This is a genomic window from Bradyrhizobium sp. cf659 (assembly GCF_900113725.1).
Lineage (GTDB): Bacteria > Pseudomonadota > Alphaproteobacteria > Rhizobiales > Xanthobacteraceae > Bradyrhizobium.
Window position 1 is genome coordinate 279,756 of record NZ_FOQJ01000004.1, and the last position, 19,289, is coordinate 299,044.

Annotated in this window: 18 protein-coding genes; 16 read left to right on the forward strand and 2 right to left on the reverse strand. The window is 65.3% G+C overall.

The features are described from left to right. Positions 1–106: 106 nt before the first annotated feature. On the reverse strand, positions 107–1,702 hold the full coding sequence (locus tag BM118_RS20340; RefSeq protein WP_092187265.1) for an ABC transporter substrate-binding protein: 1,596 nt from the start codon (positions 1,700–1,702) through the stop codon (positions 107–109). A 199-nt stretch (positions 1,703–1,901) separates the two neighbouring features. Between BM118_RS20340 and BM118_RS20345 the strand changes: the two genes are divergently transcribed. The 13 genes from BM118_RS20345 (at position 1,902) to BM118_RS20405 (ending at position 15,837) form a co-directional block, all read left to right on the forward strand. After that, on the forward strand, positions 1,902–3,560 hold the full coding sequence (locus tag BM118_RS20345; protein WP_092187266.1) for an ABC transporter substrate-binding protein: 1,659 nt from the start codon (positions 1,902–1,904) through the stop codon (positions 3,558–3,560). Between the two features lie 192 nt (positions 3,561–3,752). Continuing rightward, positions 3,753–4,706: an ABC transporter permease gene (locus BM118_RS20350; protein ID WP_092187267.1), complete on the forward strand. Its 954-nt coding sequence runs from the start codon at positions 3,753–3,755 to the stop codon at positions 4,704–4,706. 3 nt (positions 4,707–4,709) lie between these two features. Beyond that, the gene (locus BM118_RS20355) at positions 4,710–5,612 is read left to right on the forward strand and encodes an ABC transporter permease (RefSeq protein ID WP_092187268.1); all 903 of its coding nucleotides are present in this window, start codon (positions 4,710–4,712) and stop codon (positions 5,610–5,612) included. 3 nt (positions 5,613–5,615) lie between these two features. Then, on the forward strand, positions 5,616–6,677 hold the full coding sequence (locus BM118_RS20360; RefSeq protein ID WP_177234493.1) for an ABC transporter ATP-binding protein: 1,062 nt from the start codon (positions 5,616–5,618) through the stop codon (positions 6,675–6,677). Further along, the gene (locus tag BM118_RS20365; protein ID WP_092187269.1) at positions 6,674–6,871 is read left to right on the forward strand and encodes a hypothetical protein; all 198 of its coding nucleotides are present in this window, start codon (positions 6,674–6,676) and stop codon (positions 6,869–6,871) included. The genes BM118_RS20360 and BM118_RS20365 overlap by 4 nt, the downstream gene beginning before the upstream one ends. After that, the gene (locus tag BM118_RS20370) at positions 6,868–8,283 is read left to right on the forward strand and encodes an amidase (RefSeq protein WP_092187270.1); all 1,416 of its coding nucleotides are present in this window, start codon (positions 6,868–6,870) and stop codon (positions 8,281–8,283) included. The genes BM118_RS20365 and BM118_RS20370 overlap by 4 nt, the downstream gene beginning before the upstream one ends. After that, a complete protein-coding gene (locus BM118_RS20375; protein ID WP_092187271.1) occupies positions 8,280–9,260 on the forward strand; it encodes an ABC transporter ATP-binding protein in 981 nt (326 codons plus the stop codon). Before BM118_RS20370 ends, BM118_RS20375 begins: the two co-directional genes overlap by 4 nt. Before the next feature lie 116 nt (positions 9,261–9,376). Continuing rightward, on the forward strand, positions 9,377–9,646 hold the full coding sequence (locus BM118_RS20380) for a GlsB/YeaQ/YmgE family stress response membrane protein (protein ID WP_011090639.1): 270 nt from the start codon (positions 9,377–9,379) through the stop codon (positions 9,644–9,646). Between the two features lie 263 nt (positions 9,647–9,909). After that, complete coding sequence (locus BM118_RS20385) at positions 9,910–11,655, forward strand: type I secretion system permease/ATPase (protein ID WP_092187272.1); 1,746 nt, start codon at positions 9,910–9,912, stop codon at positions 11,653–11,655. Further along, a complete protein-coding gene (locus BM118_RS20390; RefSeq protein ID WP_092187273.1) occupies positions 11,652–12,986 on the forward strand; it encodes an HlyD family type I secretion periplasmic adaptor subunit in 1,335 nt (444 codons plus the stop codon). The genes BM118_RS20385 and BM118_RS20390 overlap by 4 nt, the downstream gene beginning before the upstream one ends. Before the next feature lie 242 nt (positions 12,987–13,228). Then, a complete protein-coding gene (locus tag BM118_RS20395) occupies positions 13,229–14,698 on the forward strand; it encodes an AMP nucleosidase (RefSeq protein ID WP_177234494.1) in 1,470 nt (489 codons plus the stop codon). Positions 14,699–14,819: 121 nt separating this feature from the next. Beyond that, on the forward strand, positions 14,820–15,425 hold the full coding sequence (locus BM118_RS20400; protein WP_092187275.1) for a tetratricopeptide repeat protein: 606 nt from the start codon (positions 14,820–14,822) through the stop codon (positions 15,423–15,425). A 136-nt stretch (positions 15,426–15,561) separates the two neighbouring features. Continuing rightward, positions 15,562–15,837 (forward strand): DUF1488 family protein, encoded by a 276-nt coding sequence (locus BM118_RS20405; RefSeq protein WP_027543415.1) that lies wholly within the window; start codon positions 15,562–15,564, stop codon positions 15,835–15,837. Positions 15,838–16,026: 189 nt separating this feature from the next. On the opposite strand, the gene BM118_RS20410 is transcribed toward BM118_RS20405, so the two are convergent. Beyond that, positions 16,027–16,509, reverse strand: coding sequence for a CinA family protein (locus tag BM118_RS20410; RefSeq protein ID WP_092187276.1), 483 nt, complete (start codon positions 16,507–16,509; stop codon positions 16,027–16,029). A 165-nt stretch (positions 16,510–16,674) separates the two neighbouring features. Here BM118_RS20410 and BM118_RS20415 point away from each other — a divergent pair, with 165 nt between their 5' ends. From BM118_RS20415 to BM118_RS20425, 3 genes are read left to right on the forward strand one after another with little or no spacing between them, the layout of a single operon-like run. Beyond that, the gene (locus BM118_RS20415; RefSeq protein WP_177234495.1) at positions 16,675–17,733 is read left to right on the forward strand and encodes an amidohydrolase family protein; all 1,059 of its coding nucleotides are present in this window, start codon (positions 16,675–16,677) and stop codon (positions 17,731–17,733) included. A gap of 23 nt (positions 17,734–17,756) precedes the next feature. Then, positions 17,757–18,896, forward strand: coding sequence for an amidohydrolase family protein (locus BM118_RS20420; protein WP_092187278.1), 1,140 nt, complete (start codon positions 17,757–17,759; stop codon positions 18,894–18,896). Then, positions 18,865–19,278: a Rieske (2Fe-2S) protein gene (locus BM118_RS20425; RefSeq protein ID WP_092187279.1), complete on the forward strand. Its 414-nt coding sequence runs from the start codon at positions 18,865–18,867 to the stop codon at positions 19,276–19,278. The genes BM118_RS20420 and BM118_RS20425 overlap by 32 nt, the downstream gene beginning before the upstream one ends. Positions 19,279–19,289 lie beyond the last annotated feature (11 nt).

Below are 19,289 nucleotides of genomic sequence, written 5' to 3' on the forward strand. Positions count from 1 at the left end.
GTTGCGCGAGATCGGAGTGGGCTGTCTTCGCCAAACCCAATCCTGTGGTTATGGGTCCCGGCCTGCGCCGGGACGACAGTGTTAAGTGGAGCGGCCTACGTGGCCCTCACTCCACCCCGATCGTGGTCAGGTCCTGGAACCAGTGCTGCGCCTGGACGAATTGCTTCACCTTCGGCGACAGCGCATGCGGGTTGGTGTCGTGGACCACCCAGACCAGCGTGGCGTCGTCGACGATCAGCGCGTGGGCCTGGGCCAAGAGTTCGTCCTGCTTGGCGGCATCGAAGGTCTGCTTGGCCTCGTCGATCAAGGCGTCGACCTTCGGGTTCTTGTAGCCGCCCCAGTTGACGCCGACCGGCGCGATCTGGCCGGAATGGAAGAAGCGGACGATGGCGTAGAGCGGGTCTGAGGTGACATAGGCGATGTTGTTGGCGGTGATGCCGGCGTTCATCTCGTCGGCCGCGCCCTTGCGCCAATGCGTGTAGAGCGTCTCGAGCTCGACCACCTTGAAGTCGATCTCGATGCCGATTTCCTTGAAACTCTGCTGCAAGAACTCGTTCATCGGCAGCGACAGCATCTGGCCGGTGCCGCCCTGCGCGATGATGAAGGTGGTCTTGAGTGGCTTGGCCTTCGAGTAGCCGGCTTCCTCGACCAGCTTCTTCGCCGCCGCAGGATCGTATTTCAGCTCGAAGCTCGGCTTGCCGAACCACGGGCTCGACGGATCGACCTGGCCCTTGGCGGGTTTTGCCAGGCCGTTCATCAGGCCGACCACCGCTTCGCGATCGATCGCAAGGTTCAGCGCCTTGCGCAGGCGGATGTCGGTCCAGGGCGAGCCCGGCAGCACGCTCAGATGATAATTCCAGACATGCGGCGTGACGTTGTCGACGAGCTTCATGCCGGCCGCCTTGAGCTGCGGCACGGCGTCCGGCGCCGGCGTCTCGATCAGGTCAACCTGCCCGGCGAGCAGCGCGTTGGTGCGCGTCAGCGCTTCCGGCATCGGCACCAGCACCAGCTTGTCGACCTTGAGGATGCGCTTCTTGTTCCAGTAGTCCGGATTCTTGGTCAGCTCCGCAAGCTCGCGCGGCACCAGCTTGGTCAATTTGAACGGGCCGGTGCCGGAGGGCTGGCTGGCGAACTTGTCCCAGTCCTTGCCGAGCTTCTCGTACTGCGCGGGGCTCGACACCAGGAACCACAGCATCTGATAGGGAAAGAAGGAATCGACCGTCTTGGTGGTGATCTCCACGGTGGAATCGTCGATCTTGGCGTAGCTCGCGACGGACGGCAGTCGCGTCTTCACCTGCGCGCTCTGCCGCTTGTCGAATTGCGGCGCCTTGTCGTTGAGCACCTTGTCGAGATTCCAGATCACGGCGTCGGCGTTGAATTCGCTGCCGTCGTGAAACTTCACGCCCTTGCGAAGCGTGAAGCGCCATTTGGTCTTGTCGGCATCGTCCACCTTCCATTCGGTCGCGAGCCCCGGCACCAGCTTGCCGGGACGATCGGCGACGTCCATCTCCCAGGCGACGAGCGGATCGTAGATCGTGTAGGCCGTGAACTGATAGGCGCCGGCGCCGCGATCGGGCTGGCCGGTGGTCAGCGGAATGTCCGCCATCGAGATGCCGTAGCGCACCACCGTTTCGGCGCGTGCCGAGATTGCGGAAGCCGCCAGCGCAAGCACGGCGAGACAGGTCGACAGACGAATACGCATGGCCCAAAGCTCCAGGGAGGATCTGGGGCCAAACTTGCAATCTTGATGCCAGAATAGGCAGCGCGCCGATTTCGCCCGTGCGTCATCACAAGGACTTGTCGTCGCAGGAGCAATTTGCAGAAAAAGTATCTCCTTGGCATAGCCATTGCATACGATTGCATCAAAATTAATCATCGGAAGCCGGAAAAGGACTGAGGCGATGCTTATCAAGAAGAACAAGACCCGCGCGGCGCTGATCGCGTTGGTGGCGCTCGGCAGTGCCGCCGCCTGGCCGCGCGTGGCCAGCGCGGAGACGGTGCTGCGCATCGGCATGACTGCTGCCGATATTCCGCGCACGCTGGGTCAGCCCGATCAGGGCTTTGAAGGCAACCGCTTCACCGGCCTCACCATGTATGATGCGCTGACCGGCTGGGACCTGTCTTCCGCCGACAAGCCGAGCGTGGTGATCCCCGGCCTTGCGACCGAGTGGAAGGTCGATGATGCCGACAAGACCAAATGGACCTTCAAGCTGCGCCCCGGCGTCACCTTCCATGACGGCTCGCCGTTCAATGCGGATGCCGTGGTTTGGAACGTCGAGAAGGTGCTGAAGCAGGATGCGCCGCAGTTCGACGCCAGCCAGGTCGGCGTCACCGCCTCGCGCATGCCGACGCTGGCCTCCGCGAAGAAGATCGACGACATGACGGTCGAGCTCACCACCAAGGAGCCCGACAGCTTCCTGCCGATCAATCTCACCAACCTCTTCATGGCGAGCCCGGCGAAGTGGCAGCATTTCTATGACAAGGCGGAAGGTGCTGACGCCAAGGCGAAGTCGCAGGCCGCCTGGACCGCCTTCGCCAAGGACGCCGCGGGCACCGGCCCCTGGAAGATGGCGAGCTTCACCCCGCGCGAGCGGCTCGAGCTGGTCAAGAACGCGAGCTATTGGGACAAGGCACGCGTGCCCAAGGTCGACAAGATGGTGCTGTTGCCGATGCCGGAGGCGAACGCCCGCACCGCCGCGCTGCTCTCCGGTCAGGTCGATTGGGTCGAGGCGCCGGCGCCGGATGCGCTGCCCGAGCTCAAGCAGCGCGGCTTCAAGCTCTACGCCAACGAGCAGCCGCATGTCTGGCCCTGGCAGTTCTCGCGCACCGAAGGCTCGCCCTGGAACGACATCCGCGTGCGCAAGGCCGCTAACCTCTGCGTCGATCGCGAAGGCCTCAAGGACGGACTGCTCGCCGGCCTGATGGTGCCCGCGACCGGCACCTTCGAGCCCGGCCATCCCTGGCGCGGCAAGCCGAGCTTCGAGATCAAGTATGACAAGGCGGCCGCGCAAAAGCTGATGCAGGAGGCGGGCTTTGGTCCAGCCAAGAAGCTGACGGTGAAGATCCAGACTTCGGCGTCCGGCTCGGGCCAGATGCAGCCGCTGCCGATGAACGAATATCTCCAGCAGGCCCTCGCCGAATGCTATTTCGACGTGAAGCTCGACGTCATCGAGTGGAATACGCTGTTCACCAACTGGCGCCGCGGCGCCAAGGATCCCAGCGCCAACGGCTCGAACGCGACCAACGTCACCTACGCGGCGATGGACCCGTTCTTCGCGCTGGTGCGCTTCCTGCAATCGAGCATGGCGCCGCCGGTCTCGAACAATTGGGGTTTCATCAACGATTCCAAGTTCGACGAGCTGGTCAAGAAGGCGCGCCAGACCTTCGACCCCGCCGCGCGTGATGCCGCGCTCGCCGAGCTGCACGCAGCCTCCGTCGACGACGCAGCCTTCCTCTACGTCGCCCACGACGTCGGCCCGCGCGCCATGAGCCCGAAGGTGACCGGCGTCGTGCAGCCGAAGAGCTGGTTCATCGACTTCTCGCTGGTGTCGATGCAGTAGTTCGCGCCACACGCACGGTGCACCCTCTCCCCTTGTGGGAGAGGGTGGCTTCGCGAAGCGAAGCCGGGTGAGGGGTTCTCTCCGCGGATGCGGACCTCTCAATCGATGCAATGTCGTCCGCGGAAACAACCCCTCATCCGGCGCTTGCGCGCCACCTTCTCCCACAAGGGGAGAAGGAAGAAAGAACCAACCGTGCTTGCCTATACCGCCAGACGCATCGTCTATGTCATCCCGATCGTCATCAGCGTGGCGCTGGTGTGCTTTCTGCTCGTGCACATCACGCCGGGCGATCCGCTCGTTGCCGTGCTGCCGGCCGACGCCTCGCAGGAGCTCGCGGCGCAGCTGCGCGCCGCCTACGGCTTCGACCGGCCGCTGCCGGTGCAGTTCGGGCTTTGGCTGCTCCGTGCCCTTCATGGCGATCTCGGCAATTCCATCGCGACGGGGCGCCCTGTGCTCGCCGAGGTCATGCGCGCGGTCGGCAACACCGTCACGCTCGCGATTGCCGCCGCCATCATCGGCTTCACCATGGGCATCCTGCTCGGCCTGATCGCCGGCTATTTCCGCGAGACCTGGATCGACAAGGTCGCGACCTCCTTTGCCATCGCCGGCGTCTCGGTGCCGCATTACTGGCTCGGCATGGTGCTGGTCATCATCTTCTCGGTCCAGCTGAACTGGCTGCCCGCGGTCGGCGCCGGGCCCAACGGCTCCAACTCCTGGGCGTGGGACTGGGCGCATCTGAAATATCTCGTGCTGCCGGCGATCACGACCTCGGTGATCCCGATGGGCATCGTCACCCGCACGGTGCGCGCGCTCACCGGCGACATCCTCTCGCAGGATTTCGTCGAGGCGTTGCGCGCAAAGGGCCTGCACGAAACCGGCGTGTTCCGTCACGTCATCAAGAACGCCGCGCCCACCGCGCTCGCGGTGATGGGGCTCCAGCTCGGCTACATGCTCGGTGGCTCGATCCTGATCGAGACCGTGTTCTCCTGGCCGGGCTCGGGCTTCCTGCTCAATTCGGCGATCTTCCAGCGCGACCTGCCGCTGCTCCAGGGCACGATCCTGGTCCTGGCGCTGTTCTTCGTCTTCCTCAATTTGCTGGTCGACATCGCGCAAGCCGCGATCGACCCGCGCATCAAGCGGGGCTAGCCGATGAGCGAGCTTCCGTTGTCTGCCACCAGCGATGCCGCGCTCCAGGCCGCGCCGGCGACCAAGGCGCGCGGCTATTGGGCGACGGTCGGCCGCCGCATCATGCGCGACAAGGTCAGCATGGCTTGCGCGCTGGTGCTGCTGCTGATCTTCCTGTCAGCGATCCTCGCGCCGTGGCTGGGTCTGGAAGATCCTTACAAGGGCTCGATGATCCGGCGCCTGCGCCACATCGGCACAACGGGCTACCCGCTCGGCACCGACGAGCTCGGCCGCGACATGCTGGCGCGGCTGATCTATGGCGGGCGGCTGTCGCTGGTCATCGGCATCCTGCCCGTCATCCTTGCCTTCTGCATCGGCACCTCGCTCGGCCTCGTCGCCGGCTACGTCGGCGGCAAGCTCAATACCGCGATCATGCGCACGGTGGACGTGTTCTACGCCTTTCCGTCGGTGCTGCTCGCCATCGCCATCTCCGGCGCGCTCGGGGCCGGCATCCTCAACTCCATCGTGGCGTTGACCATCGTGTTCGTGCCGCAGATCACCCGCGTCGCGGAAAGCGTCACCACCGGCGTGCGCAACATGGATTTCGTCGAGGCCGCGCGCGCCTCGGGTGCCGGAGCCTTCACCATCATGCGCGTGCATATCCTCGGCAACGTGCTGGGCGCCATCTTCGTCTATGCCACCAGCCTGATCTCGGTCTCGATGATCCTGGCCGCCGGCCTCTCCTTCCTCGGCCTCGGCACCAAGCCGCCGGAGCCGGAATGGGGGCTGATGCTGAACACGCTGCGTACCGCGATCTACATCAATCCCTGGGTCGCCGCGCTTCCCGGCGCGATGATCTTCGCGGTCTCGATCTGCTTCAACCTGCTCTCGGACGGCCTGCGTAGCGCCATGGACATCAGGAATTAGGCCATGAGCGAAACCAGCACTTCCGTCGCAATGCTCGAGCCGGTCGAGGACCGCGGCGGCGTCGCGCAGCCGCTGCTCCAGGTCAACGGCCTGACGAAGCACTTCCCCGTCCGTGGCGGATTGTTCGCCGCGAAACGCACCGTGCGCGCGGTGGACAACGTCTCCTTCTCCGTCGCCAAGGGCGAGACCGTCGGCATCGTCGGCGAGTCCGGCTGCGGCAAGTCGACCACCGCGCGCCTCCTGATGCATCTGATGCCGCGCGATGACGGCGACATCATCTATGACGGCATGACCGTCGGCCAGGCGCTGTCGCTGCGCGAGCTGCGCCGCGGCATGCAGATGGTGTTCCAGGATTCCTACGCCTCGCTCAATCCACGCCTGACGATCGAGGAATCCATCGCCTTCGGCCCGAAGGTCCACGGCATGGCCGACGGCACGGCACGCGCGCTGGCGCGCGAGCTGCTCGGCAAGGTCGGCCTGCGCCCGGAAAACTTCGCCAATCGCTATCCGCACGAGATTTCCGGCGGTCAGCGCCAGCGCGTCAACATCGCGCGGGCGCTGGCGCTGTCGCCGCGGCTGGTGATTTTGGACGAAGCCGTCTCCGCGCTCGACAAATCCGTCGAGGCGCAGGTGCTGAATCTTCTCGCCGATCTCAAGCGCGAGTTCGGCCTGACCTATCTCTTCATCAGCCACGACCTCAACGTGGTCCGCTACATCAGCGATCGCGTGCTGGTGATGTATCTCGGCGAGGTCGTCGAGCTCGGTCCGGTCGACCAGGTCTGGGATAGCCCTGCGCATCCCTATACGCGCGCGCTTCTTGCGGCGATGCCGTCCTCGGATCCTGACAGGCGTACGGAAAAGCCGCCGATCACCGGCGATCCGCCCAATCCGATCGATCCGCCCTCGGGCTGCCGCTTCCACACGCGCTGCGCGTTTGCGGAGCCGCTCTGCGCAAATGCCGCACCAAAGCTCACGGCGGTCGATACAATGGGCCACGAGGCCGCGTGCTACATGGCCATTCCGGGTTCAGGCCATAGCCGCGCGTCCGCAGGGGATATCGCATGACGAGACCGACACCAAAAGAGATCAAGCCCATGGCGCAGATCGCCGGCGTTCCCGTGGATGACGAGATCGCAACGCGCATCTCCAACTCCATCGGACCCGCCTTCGAAGGCTTCGCCGCCATTGCCGGCACGCTGCCGTTCGACCTCGAGCCGGCTTCTTACGTGCTCGCGCAGACGCAGAAGGTGTCGAAATGAGTACCGAACCTGCATTGATGACGCTCACCGAGGTCGCGCGTGCGATCGCGATGAAGCAGGTGTCCTCCCATGAGGTGACGCGCGCGCTGCTGCACCGCATCGCGCAGTGGCAGCCGCATCTCAACGCCTTCATGTCGATCGAGGCGGAGGCCGCGCTGAAGGCGGCCGAGGCCGCCGATGCCGAGCTGGCCAAGGATGACGTGCGCGGGCCGCTGCATGGCGTGCCGCTCGCGCACAAGGACATGTATTACGACGCCGGCAAGGTCTCGACCTGCGGCTCGCTGATCCGCCGCGATTTCGTCGCGACGACGACCTCCACCGCCCTGCAGCGGCTGAAGGATGCCGGCCAGGTCCGGCTCGGCACGTTGCACCTCGCCGAATTCGCCTATGGCCCGACCGGCCACAACGCCCATTACGGTCCGGTGTGCAATCCCTGGAACGTCGCGCATATCACCGGCGGCTCGTCCTCGGGCTCCGGCTCGGCGGTTGCCGCGCGCCTGACCTATGCGGCGCTGGGCTCCGACACCGGCGGCTCGATCCGCATGCCCGCGCATTTCTGCGGCGTCACCGGGCTCAAGACCACCTGGAGCCGCGTCAGCCGCGCCGGCGCGATGCCGCTGTCGCAATCGCTCGACACGGTCGGCCCGCTCGCCCGCACCGCCGAGGACTGTGCGCTGCTGCTGGCGCTGATGGCCGGCCCCGATCCCGAGGATTCGACCGCGAGCCACGAGCCGCTGTCTGACTATGTCGGCGCGACCAAGGGTTCGCTGAAGGGCCTCAAGATCGGCGTACCCGCGTCCTTCTACGTCGACGATCTCGACGGCGAGGTCGCGCGCGTGCTCGACGAGACCATCGCGGTGCTCAAGCGCGAGGGCGCCGACATCGTCAAGGTCGAGCTGCCGGACCAGCGGCAACTGTCTTCGGCGAGCCAGCTCGTGCTCGCGGCGGAAGCCGCCGCCTTCCACAAGCGCTGGATGATCGAGCGCCCGCAGGATTATGGCCCTCAGGTGCTGATGCGGCTTCAGAACGGGCTTGCTGTGCCCGCCATCACCTATCTCGAGGCGATGCGCTGGCGTGGCCCGGCGCTCGCGGCGCACAACGCCGCAACCGCCGGCGTCGATGCGGTGATCGCGCCTGCGTCGCCCGTGCCGGCGCCGACGATCGAGGAGAGCGACGTCGGCGGCGGGCCGAACGCGCCGGCGCTGTTGCAGCGGCTGACGCTGTTCACCCGTCCGGTGAATTTCCTCGGCCTGCCGTCGCTGACCGTGCCGTCCGGCTTCACCAAGAGCGGCCTGCCTGTTGGCATGCAGCTGATCGGCCGCTCCTTCGATGAAGCGACCCTGCTCACCATCGGCGCGGCGTTCCAGCGCGTCACCGACTATCACGACAGGTTGCCGAAATTGCCGTCATGACAAAGCTCGTCGAGATCTCAGGCCTCAACATCCGTTTCACCGGCGAGCGCACGGTCTATGCCGTGAACGATCTCAGCCTCTCGCTGGGAGACGGCGAGGTGCTGGGCCTGCTCGGCGAGTCCGGTTCGGGCAAGAGCGTGACCTTGCGCGCGCTGATGCGGCTGCTGCCGAAGAAGCGCACGCAGATCTCCGGCCGCGTCAATGTTCTGGGGCGCGACGTTCTCGCCATGAACGACGAGGAGCTCTCGTCGTTCCGCGGCCAGACCGTGTCGATGATCTTTCAGGAGCCCGCGCTCGCGCTCGATCCGGTCTACACTATCGGCGCGCAGATCGCCGAAAGCGTCGTGCGTCACGAAGGCAAGAGTCATGCGGAGGGCAGGGCACGCGCGCTCGAAATGCTCGAAGTCGTGCGCATTCCCTCGGCCAGGCGCCGGCTAGACGCCTATCCGCACGAGATGTCCGGCGGCATGCGCCAGCGCGCGATGATCGCGCTGGCCCTCGCCTGTCGTCCCAAGATATTGCTCGCGGACGAGCCGACCACGGCGCTCGATGCCACCGTGCAGATCCAGATCCTGTTGCTGCTGCGCGAGTTGCAACGCGAGTTCGGCATGTCCGTCATTTTCGTCACCCACGACATCGGCGTCGCCATCGAGATCTGCGACCGCGTCGCGGTGATGTATGCCGGCCAGATCGTGGAGCAGGGAACCTTGCGTGACATCGTCCGCACGCCGGTGCACCCCTATGCCAAGGGCCTGCTCGCCTCCACCATCCACGGCGCCAAGCGTGGCGCCCGCCTCGAAACCATCCCCGGCACCCCGCCGTCGCTGGCCGAAAAGCCCCACAATTGCTCCTTCGCCCCCCGCTGCCCCGCCGCCCAGCCGCGCTGCCTGGAGCAGCTGCCTGCGAATGTGGAGGTGGGACCGGGCCGGGCGGCAAGGTGCGTGCTGGCGGAGCCGCTCACCGTCGATCTGAAGTAGGGTTGCTTTCGACTTTCTTGCCTGCGCCTGGGCAATCGGGGCGGGCGACCACCATTCAGACCCCATTCATCCCGGTTCCGGTTCCATGGCCCCGTTCACGGAGAGGGACCTCACTTATGTACATTTCCAACGAAGGCCTGCTCGTCATCCTGTTCGTCGGCTTGGTTGCCGGCTGGCTGGCCGGCAAGGTGGTGCGGGGAGCCGGTTTCGGCATCATCGGCGACATCGTGATCGGCATCGCCGGCGCGTTTGTGGCCAGCTTCTTGTTCCCAAAGCTCGGTATTCGCATCGGCACCGGGCTCGTGTCGGAGATCGTCTATTCCGCCATCGGCGCGGTCATCCTGCTGCTCGTGGTGCGGCTGGTGCGCGGCGGCGGCCGGTTCTAGCGGCCCCAGGGTTCAGTTGACCAAACTTTCGACCTCTCCCCGCCTGGGGAGAGGTGACATGTCTGCAAGAAAAAGCCGCAAGCCTGTGAGATTCCGGACTTGCGCGCCGGGCCATCAGGGGGTGATGTGCCCCCACAGGGGGATCGGGTTGATTCAGCCGCGTTGGACAAGGGACGAAAACGCGATGTTAATCCGGGTCAATTACTCCTGAAATTGCCATTGAAATCAGGGGCTTTGCCCCTTACCCGAAAGAGATCAGACTGATGGCAGCCGTCCCTGGCGTTCGCCGTTCGGAGCTCGCTGACGCGCTGCGCGCTTGTCGCACGGCGTTCGTCGGCGTTGGCCTGATGAGCTGCATGATCAACCTGCTCTATCTGACCGGGTCGATCTTCATGCTGGAGGTCTACGACCGGGTGCTGCCGAGCCGCAGCATTCCGACGCTGGTCGGCCTGATCATCCTTGCCAGCTTCCTCTACATGGCGCAGGGCGTGCTCGACATGATCCGCAACCGGATCCTGGGGCGGATCGGCACCTCGCTCGACGAAGCCCTGAACAAGCGCGTGTTCGACACCGTCGTGCGCCTGCCGCTGCTGGTCGGCAACCGCAACGAGGGCCTCCAGCCGCTGCGCGACCTCGACAATGTCCGCTCCTTCCTCGGCGGCATGGGACCGAGCGCGTTCTTCGACCTGCCCTGGCTGCCGCTCTATCTCGCCATCTGCTTCGCCTTCCACGTCATGATCGGCGTGACCGCCCTGGTCGGCGCCATCATCCTGGTCGGGCTGACGGTGGTCACCGAGTTCATGTCCCGCCAGCCGGCGAAGGAGGCGATGGGGCTTGCGGCCCAGCGCAACGATCTCGCCGCCTCCAGCCGTCGCAATGCCGAAGTGATGGTGTCGATGGGCATGACCAGCCGGATGAACCAGCGCTGGAGCGAGGCCAACGAAAAATATCTCGCCGGCAATCAGCGTGCGAGCGACGTCGCCGGCGGCCTCGGCGCGATCGCCAAGGTGCTGCGCATGATGCTGCAATCCGCCGTGCTCGCGGTCGGCGCCTATCTCGTCATCCACCAGGAGGCGACCGCCGGCATCATCATCGCCGGCTCGATCCTGTCGGCCCGCGCGCTGGCGCCGGTCGATCTCGCCATCGCGCATTGGAAATCCTTCGTCGCGGCACGCCAGAGCTGGCAGCGCTTGACCCGCCTGCTGGAGCAGATGCCGGCGCAGACGATGCCGACCCAGTTGCAGGCGCCCACCAGCCGGCTCTCGGTCGAGGGCGTCGCCATGGTGCCGCCGGGCGATCAGCGCCTCATCGTGCAGGACATCACCTTCGCGCTCGCCGCCGGCAACGGTCTCGGCGTGATCGGGCCGAGCGGCTCCGGCAAATCCTCGCTGATCCGTGCGCTGGTCGGTGTCTGGCAGCCGGTGCGCGGCAAGGTGCGGCTCGACGGCGCCGCGCTCGACCAATGGTCCTCCGACATGCTCGGTCGCCACATCGGCTATCTGCCGCAGGACGTGGAACTGTTCGGCGGCACCATCGCGCAGAACATCAGCCGCTTCGATCCCGAGGCCGTCTCCGACGCCATCATCGCCGCGGCCAAGGAGGCCGGCGTGCACGAGATGATCATCAAGATGCGTGAGGGCTACAACACGCAGGTCGGCGAGCAGGGCGCCGCGCTCTCCGCAGGCCAGGCGCAGCGCGTGGCGCTGGCGCGCGCGCTCTACGGCAATCCGTTCCTGATCGTGCTCGACGAGCCCAACTCCAATCTCGACACCGAAGGCGACGAGGCGCTGACCCGCGCCATCCGCGCCGCCCGCGAGCGTGGCGCCATCGTCGTCGTGGTGGCGCACCGGCCCATCGGCGTCGAGGCGGTCGACCAGATCCTGGTGCTGCGCGACGGCCGCATGCAGGCCTTCGGCCCGAAGGAGCAGGTGCTCGCCCAGGTGCTCCAGCCGCGCGTGACGCCGCCGGCACCGATCAAGATCGTCAGCGAGGGCGGAGCCAAGGCATGAGCACGATGGCGATCGGCGGCACGAAGCCCGCCGCCAGGAAGACCGTGCGGGACTCCATCAGGTTTCACCTGATGCTCGGGCTCGGGATCGTGCTGGTTCTGGTCGTCGGCCTCGGCGGCTGGGCCTCCACCGTGCTGATCTCGGGCGCGCTGATCGCGCCGGGCCAGATCGTGGTCGAATCCAACGTCAAGAAGGTGCAGCACCCGACCGGCGGCGTGGTCGGCGAGCTGCGCGCCCGCGACGGCGACGTGGTCAAGGCCGGCGACATCGTGGTGCGGCTCGACGACACCGTCACCAAGGCCAACCTCGCCATCGTCACCAAGAATCTCGACGCCGCACAGGTGCGCGCGGCGCGGCTCCAGGCCGAGCAGCGCGGTGTCGACAGGATCGAATTCCCGCAATCGCTGCTCGATCGCAGCAACGACCCCGACGTCAAGACGCTGCTCTCCGCCGAAACCAAGTTGTTCGACGTCCGCGTCAACGGCCGCGCCGGCCAGAAGGCGCAGCTTCGCGAGCGCATCCAGCAGCTCAACGAGGAGATCGAGGGTCTCTCCGCGCAGGAACGGGCCAAGGACAAGGAAATCTCGCTGGTGCAGCAGGAGCTCACCGGCGTCCGCGATCTCTACGAGAAGCACCTGGTGCAGATCTCGCGCCTGACCACGCTCGAGCGCGACAGCGCCCGCCTCAACGGTGAGCGCGCGCAGTACATCGCCTCGCGGGCGCAGGCCAAGGGCAAGATCACCGAGACCGAGCTCCAGATCATCCAGGTCGACAAGGACATGGTGAGCGAGGTCTCCAAGGATCTGCGCGAGACCAACGACAAGATCGGCGAGCTGATCGAGCGCAAGGTCGCTGCCGAAGACCAGCTGCGCCGCGTCGATATCCGTGCGCCGCAGGACGGCATGGTGCTGCAATCGACCGTGCATACCGTGGGCGGCGTCATCACCGCCGGCGACGCGCTGATGCTGATCGTGCCGCAGGCCGACGATCTTCAGGTCGAGGCCAAGGTCAATCCGGTCGATATCGACAAGCTCCAGATCGGCCAGAAGACGCTGCTGCGCCTGTCCGCTTTCAACCAGCGCACCACGCCCGAGCTCAACGGCGTCGTCAGCCGCGTCTCGCCCGACGTCACCACCGACCAGCGCACCGGCCAGAGCTACTACACCATCCGCGTCTCGTTGCCGGCGGAAGAGATCGCCCGCCTCGGCGACTCCAGGATCATCCCCGGCATGCCGGTGGAAGCCTTCGTCCAGACCGGCGACCGCACCATGCTGTCCTATTTGATGAAGCCGCTGCACGACCAGTTCATGCGGGCGTTCCGGGAGAAGTGATGCGCCGCGGCGCGTCATCCCGCGAGCGCGTGCTGCACACCCGCTGTCATCGCCCGGCTTGACCGGGCGATCCAGTATTCATTGGCCGCTGTGATTGAACCGCGACGTCGCGGCGTACTGGACGTCCCGGTCAAGCCGGGGCATGACAGCGGTGCGCCTGATGCGCAAGCCGCCCTGCGCTGACGACTCCCATCGTTCTTGCTATAGTTCGACCCAAGCCCCTGCAACCCGGCGTTCGAACCATGCAATCCCCGCCCTCCATCGCCACCGAATCCTTCTCCGACGCGTCCGCGGCCGTCGCCCGGCTCGAAGAGATCTACGAACGCAACACGAAGTTCCTGCGCGACCGGTTCGAGGCCTATGTCAACGGCGAAGCGATCACGACGCGGGCGCGGGCCTACTATCCCTTTGTCCGCCTCACCACCGCGACGTATGCGCGGCTGGATTCGCGTCTCTCCTACGGCTTCGTCGCCGGCCCCGGCGTGCACGAGACCAGCGTCACGCGGCCGGATCTGTTCCGCGCCTATCTGACCGAACAGATCGGGCTGCTGATCCAGAACCACGGCGTGCCCGTGGAGATCGGCGAGTCGGCCGAGCCGATCCCGATTCACTTCGCCTATCGCCGCGACATCAACATCGAGGCCGCCATCACCACCGGCGAGAATTCCCTTGTGGCGCGATCGCTGCGGGACGCGTTCGACGTCCCCGATCTCGCCACCATGGACGATTCGATCGCCGACGGCACCTTCGAGCTCCAGCCGGGGGCGCCCGAGCCGCTGTCCCTGTTTCGGGCCGCCCGCGTCGATTACTCGCTGCGGCGGCTCTATCACTACACCGGCACCGATCCCGAGCACTTCCAGAACTTCGTGATCTTCACCAACTACCAGTTCTACGTCGATGCCTTCGCGCAGCTCTGCCAGCAGCGGCTTCAGTCCGGCGAGGCCGGCCTCGAGGCCTTCATCGCGCCCGGCAATGTGATCACGCGGAGCGGCGGCGCGACGACCGGGGACGCGCCGACACGCACGCCGCAGATGCCGGCCTTCCATCTGGTCGAGCCCGGCTACCGCGGCATCACGCTGATCAATATCGGCACCGGTCCATCCAATGCCCGCAACGTCACCGACCATGTCGCGGTGCTGCGCCCGCACGCCTGGCTGATGCTCGGCCATTGCGCGGGTTTGCGCAACACGCAGCGGCTCGGTGACTACGTGCTCGCCCATGGTTACGTGCGCGAGGACCATGTGCTCGACCGCGAACTGCCGCTCTGGGTGCCGATCCCGGCGCTCGCCGAGATGCAGGTCGCGCTCGAGGAGGCGGTCGAGGACGTCACGGGCCTCGAAGGCTTCGAGCTCAAGCGCCTGATGCGCACGGGCACGGTCGCGAGCGTGGACAACCGCAACTGGGAGATCTCCGGGCCTGGGGTGATCCGCCGCATGTCGCAATCGCGCGCGGTCGCACTCGACATGGAATCGGCCGCGATCGCCGCCAATGGTTACCGCTTCCGCGTCCCCTACGGCACGCTGCTCTGCGTCTCCGACAAGCCGCTGCACGGCGAGATCAAGCTCGCGGGCATGGCCAGCGAATTCTACCGCCGCCGCGTCGGCCAGCATCTCGAGATCGGCCTGAAGGCGCTGGAGCAGATCAAGCAGCAGGAGTCGGAGCGCCTGCATTCGCGAAAGCTGAGAAGCTTTGCCGAGGTGGCATTCCAGTAAAGGACAACAGAACTGTCGTACGAACGCTGACGTCTCCGTGAGCACTGCGTCACGGAATATCGAAGCCAACGCAGGGTTATCAATTCGTCCGGGGCCGCTTGGATGGAGACAGGAGACAGAAATGATCGAAACGATGATCAGGTTCGTTGCGCTGGGAACGTTTGCGGCAGTGCTGGCGTCCCCGGCATATGCTGCAGGAGGCGGCGGTGGCGGTGGCGGAGGTGGCGGCATGGATCCTTTTGCGAGCACCTATTCAGCGCCGAGCACGGCCCAACCGACCTATCCGAAGCGCTCGGGAACGAAGGCCACGCAGAAGAACAAAAAGCCCAACAACCAGTCGAGCATCGGCGATCCCGCATTCGCGGCCGGCTACCGCGTGGCCTATGACACGATCTACGAGCGCAACGACTATGCGGCCGCGATCGCGCAACTGAAATCGCTTGGACATGACGACCATCCGAACGTCGCCAACCTCATCGGCTACTCCTACCGCAAGCTCGGTGACTACGAGCAGTCGCAGGTCTGGTACGAGCGCGCATTGAAGGCCGATCCGAACCACGTGCTGACGTGGCAGTATTATGGACTGTGGCAGCTCGAGCGGGGCAACCGCGAGCAAGCGCTCTATCACCTCGGCCGGATCGCATCCATCTGCGGGACCGATTGCGAGGAGTACCGATCGCTGGCCGCGGCACTCGATAAGCCGACCGGCACGGCGTTCGCCTACTGAAGGTGGCGAGTCGCCGTCTCATAGCGCCGCGCTGGTTGATAGGCTCCGTATGACTGCCATGTCCCCTGGCGCGGATGGTGACAACGCGCCAGATTTTCAGCATTGTCCCGTTCGGGGGCGCGAACGGGACAATTGGATGCCGCTGACGCGCGACAAAATCATTGGTCATGATCTCGAACGGCTGGCCTTTCGCTTTACCATGCTGAACGACGGCGAGGTCGTGCAGTGTCAGATCAGCGACGCCGCTATGGACGAGCTCGCGGGCATGCAGGGCACCGAAAGCAGCGCGCGGCAGGCGCAGTTCCTGTCGCTGCGCGAGACCATCGAGCGGATCGCGTCAGACCTCTACGACGAAGCCCCGCGGTTTCAGGGATATGTGGTGCGGATCTTCATGCGGCATTTGGGGCGCTAGGCACCGTGCCTCCCCAACGTCGTCCTGGCGAAAGCCAGGACCCATTACCACCATCGAATGTTGCTGGAAGAAGCTGTGGCCCCGCCGACCGCAACAATTTCCATTCGGGATTATGGGTCCTGGCTTTCGCCAGGACGACACCGAATGTAAGGCGGCGCCGCTCTCTCTCGTCCGCAGACGATGATGCGGCTACTCCGATAGCTTCCTCAGCAGCAACCTCAGCGCCGTCGCCGCGAACACCTGCATGTTCGCAAACCGGTCGCTGCTGCCCGTCTCCAGCGTCATCACCTCTACCGCGGGGCCTGCGACCGCCATGCAGCTATGGCCGGCGTCGTCGCCGTAGCGGTTGCCGGTGGGGCCGGCGGCGCCGGTTTCGGACAGGCCCCAGTCGCAATTGAAGCGGCTGCGCATCTGTTCGGCGAGGAGCTTCGCGTAGGGCTCCGACGAGGAGCGAAGACCCTTCATGCCGTCATCCGAAATATCCATCAGCACGCGCCTGGCATCGCGGGTGTAGACCACGGCGCCACCGACGAAATAGGCGGATGCACCAGGCACCGCGAGCAGGCTGGCCGAGATCAGGCCGCCGGTCGAGGATTCCGCCACCGCGATGGTCTGTTTGCGCGCGATCAACTGGGCCGCGACCTGTTCCGCAATGCCGACGAGCTCTTTCATCCCTTTAACCTCTCATTGCCTCGCAACCGAGCTCAGCCTTCCTAGCATAAGCTGGCTGCCTTGGCCGAGTTGCGGGCGACGGTCAGGCCTGCTTGAATAGCGCACAAGGCGGAGCGGCCAGGCCGCTCGCAAGACGACGTGACGAGGAAACGTGAAGGAGACGTGATGGCGTCCCTGATTGCCGGCGGGGTGGATTGCGATGTGCATCCGGCCGTGCCGCATCTGACCAGCCTGCTGCCGTACCTGAACGACTATTGGCGCGATCAGGTAACGACGCGCGGCATGGTCGACCTGATCTCGCAATCCTACCCGCCGAACTCGCCGATCGTGGCACGTCCCGACTGGCGTCCCGAGAGCGGCAAGCCGGGCGAAAGCCTGGAGGCCATGCAGCGCCATGTGCTCGATCCCTTTCAGCTCAAGCATGCCATTTGCAATCCGCTCTACGGCGTGCAGATGGTGTTTTCCGAGGACATGCAGGCTGCGTTCTGCCGCGCGCTGAACGACTGGCTGGTGAAGGAATGGCTCGATCGTGACAAGCGGCTGCGCGGCTCGATCGTGATCCCCACGCAAAGCGTCGAGAAGGCCGTCGCCGAGATCGAACGCTGCGCGCAGGACCGGCGCTTCGTGCAGGTCTTGATGCTGGTCATGGGCGACACGCTGCTCGGCAAGCGCGTGCTATGGCCGATCTACGAGGCCGCGGAACGGCTGGACCTCGCGGTCGGCATCCATGCCGGTTCCACCTATCACAATCCGCCGACCGCAGTGGGCTGGGGTTCCTACCACATCGAGGATTATGTCGGTCAGGCCCAGGCGTTCCAGACCCAGCTCACCAGCGTGATCGTCGAGGGTGTGTTCGCCAAATATCCGCGGCTGAAAATGGTGATGCTGGAGTCCGGTGTCTCCTGGATCTCCCCTTATCTCTGGCGGCTTCACAAATTCTGGCGCGGGGTGCGGATGGAGACGCCCTGGGTCGATCGCGCGCCGCTGGAACTTGTGCGCAGCAACATCCGCTTCTCGTTACAGCCATTTGATGCACCGCCGGAACCCGAGACATTAATTCGCCTGTTTGATCATATGCAGTCGGACGAATTGGTCCTATTCTCCACGGACTATCCACACTGGCAGTTCGACGGCCAGGACGCGCTGCCCCAGGGCCTCACCCCCGATCTCGTGCGCAAGATCATGATCGACAATCCGCATGCGACCTATCCCCGCCTGACTTAGCCGCTGCCAGAGGAGGCAAGGCGATGAATATTCAATTCCGCGAAAGCACCGAAGCCGCTTCCCCCCTGACGACCAAGACCGCGATTGCGGATTGCGACATCCATCCGGCCCGCGCCACCCGCACCGAGCTCTATCCCTATCTCGCCAAACGCTGGCAGCATCATCTCGAAGTCTACGGCGTGCACGCCTATCAGGGCATGATGGAAGGCCCGCCCTATCCGAAGGCCCAGCCCAACGCCTCGCGCCGCGACGCCTATCCGCCGGAAGGCGGGCCGCAGGGCTCCTCGCTCTCCTTCATGCAGAAGCAGTTGCTCGACCCCAACAACGTGCAGCTGGGCGTGCTCAATCCTCTCAACACCGGGCAGGGCATCCGCAATCACGAGCTCTCGGCCGCTTTGTGCTCGGCGATCAACGACTGGCAGATCGACAAATGGACCAGCAGGGACAAACGGCTGAAAGCGTCCATCGTCGTCGGCAATGAGGACGGGCTGTCGGCCGCCGCCGAAATCCGCGAGCGCGCCGGGGACAAGAATTTCGTTCAGGTGCTGCTGCTCAGCCGCAACGTCGAGCCGCTCGGCCAGCGCCGCTATTGGCCGATCTATCAGGCCGCGGAAGAGGCCGGCCTTCCCGTCGGCGTCCATGCCTTCGGCTTCGGCGGCAACCCGATCACGCCGTCGGGCTGGCCTTCCTATTACATTGAGGAAATGGTCGGGCATTCGCAGTGCCAGCAATCGGCGCTGGCCAGTCTCGTTTTGGAAGGCGTGTTCGAGCGCTTCCCGAAGCTGAAGATGGTGATGATCGAGGCCGGCTTCGGCTGGGCACCGTCGCTTGCGTGGCGACTGGACAAGGCCTGGCAGCGGCTCAGGAGCGAAGTGCCGCACGTGAAGCGTCCGCCGTCGGAATATATCCGCGAGCAAGTGTGGTGGACCACGCAGCCGATGGAGGATCCGGAGCGGCGCGAGGATCTGTTCGACGTCATCAAGTGGATCGGCTGGGACCGCCTGCTGTTCGCGACCGACTATCCGCATTGGGACTACGACGAGCCGTCGCGTGTTCTGCCTGCGGGCGTCAGCGAAGCCAACCGCGAGGCGTTTTACCTGGGCAATGCCCGGACTCTCTACGGGATTGATGATGGCGCGTCATGTCATCGCGCCAGTGGATGAGCTTCCGCCCGGCACGCGAAAATTCCTGGAGATCGACGGGCGTCCGATCGCGGTCTTCAACATCAAGGGCGAATATTTCGGCCTGATGAACCGCTGCCCGCATCAGGGCGCGGCGCTGTGCGAGGGCCCGCTGATCGGGCTCGCGCAATCGAGCGATCCCGGCGAGATCGAATACACCAAGCTTGGCGAGATCATCCGCTGTCCCTGGCACGGCTGGGAGTTCGACATCCGCACCGGCCAGTCCTATTGCGACCCCCGCCGCTTCCGCGTGAAGGCCTATCCGGCCCATGTCGAGCCGGGCGCGAGCGTGGTGAAGGGGCCGTATGTCGCCGAGACTGTCACGGTGAAGGTCGAGAGCGATTACGTGGTGGTGGAGCTGTAGGCCCCCACTGT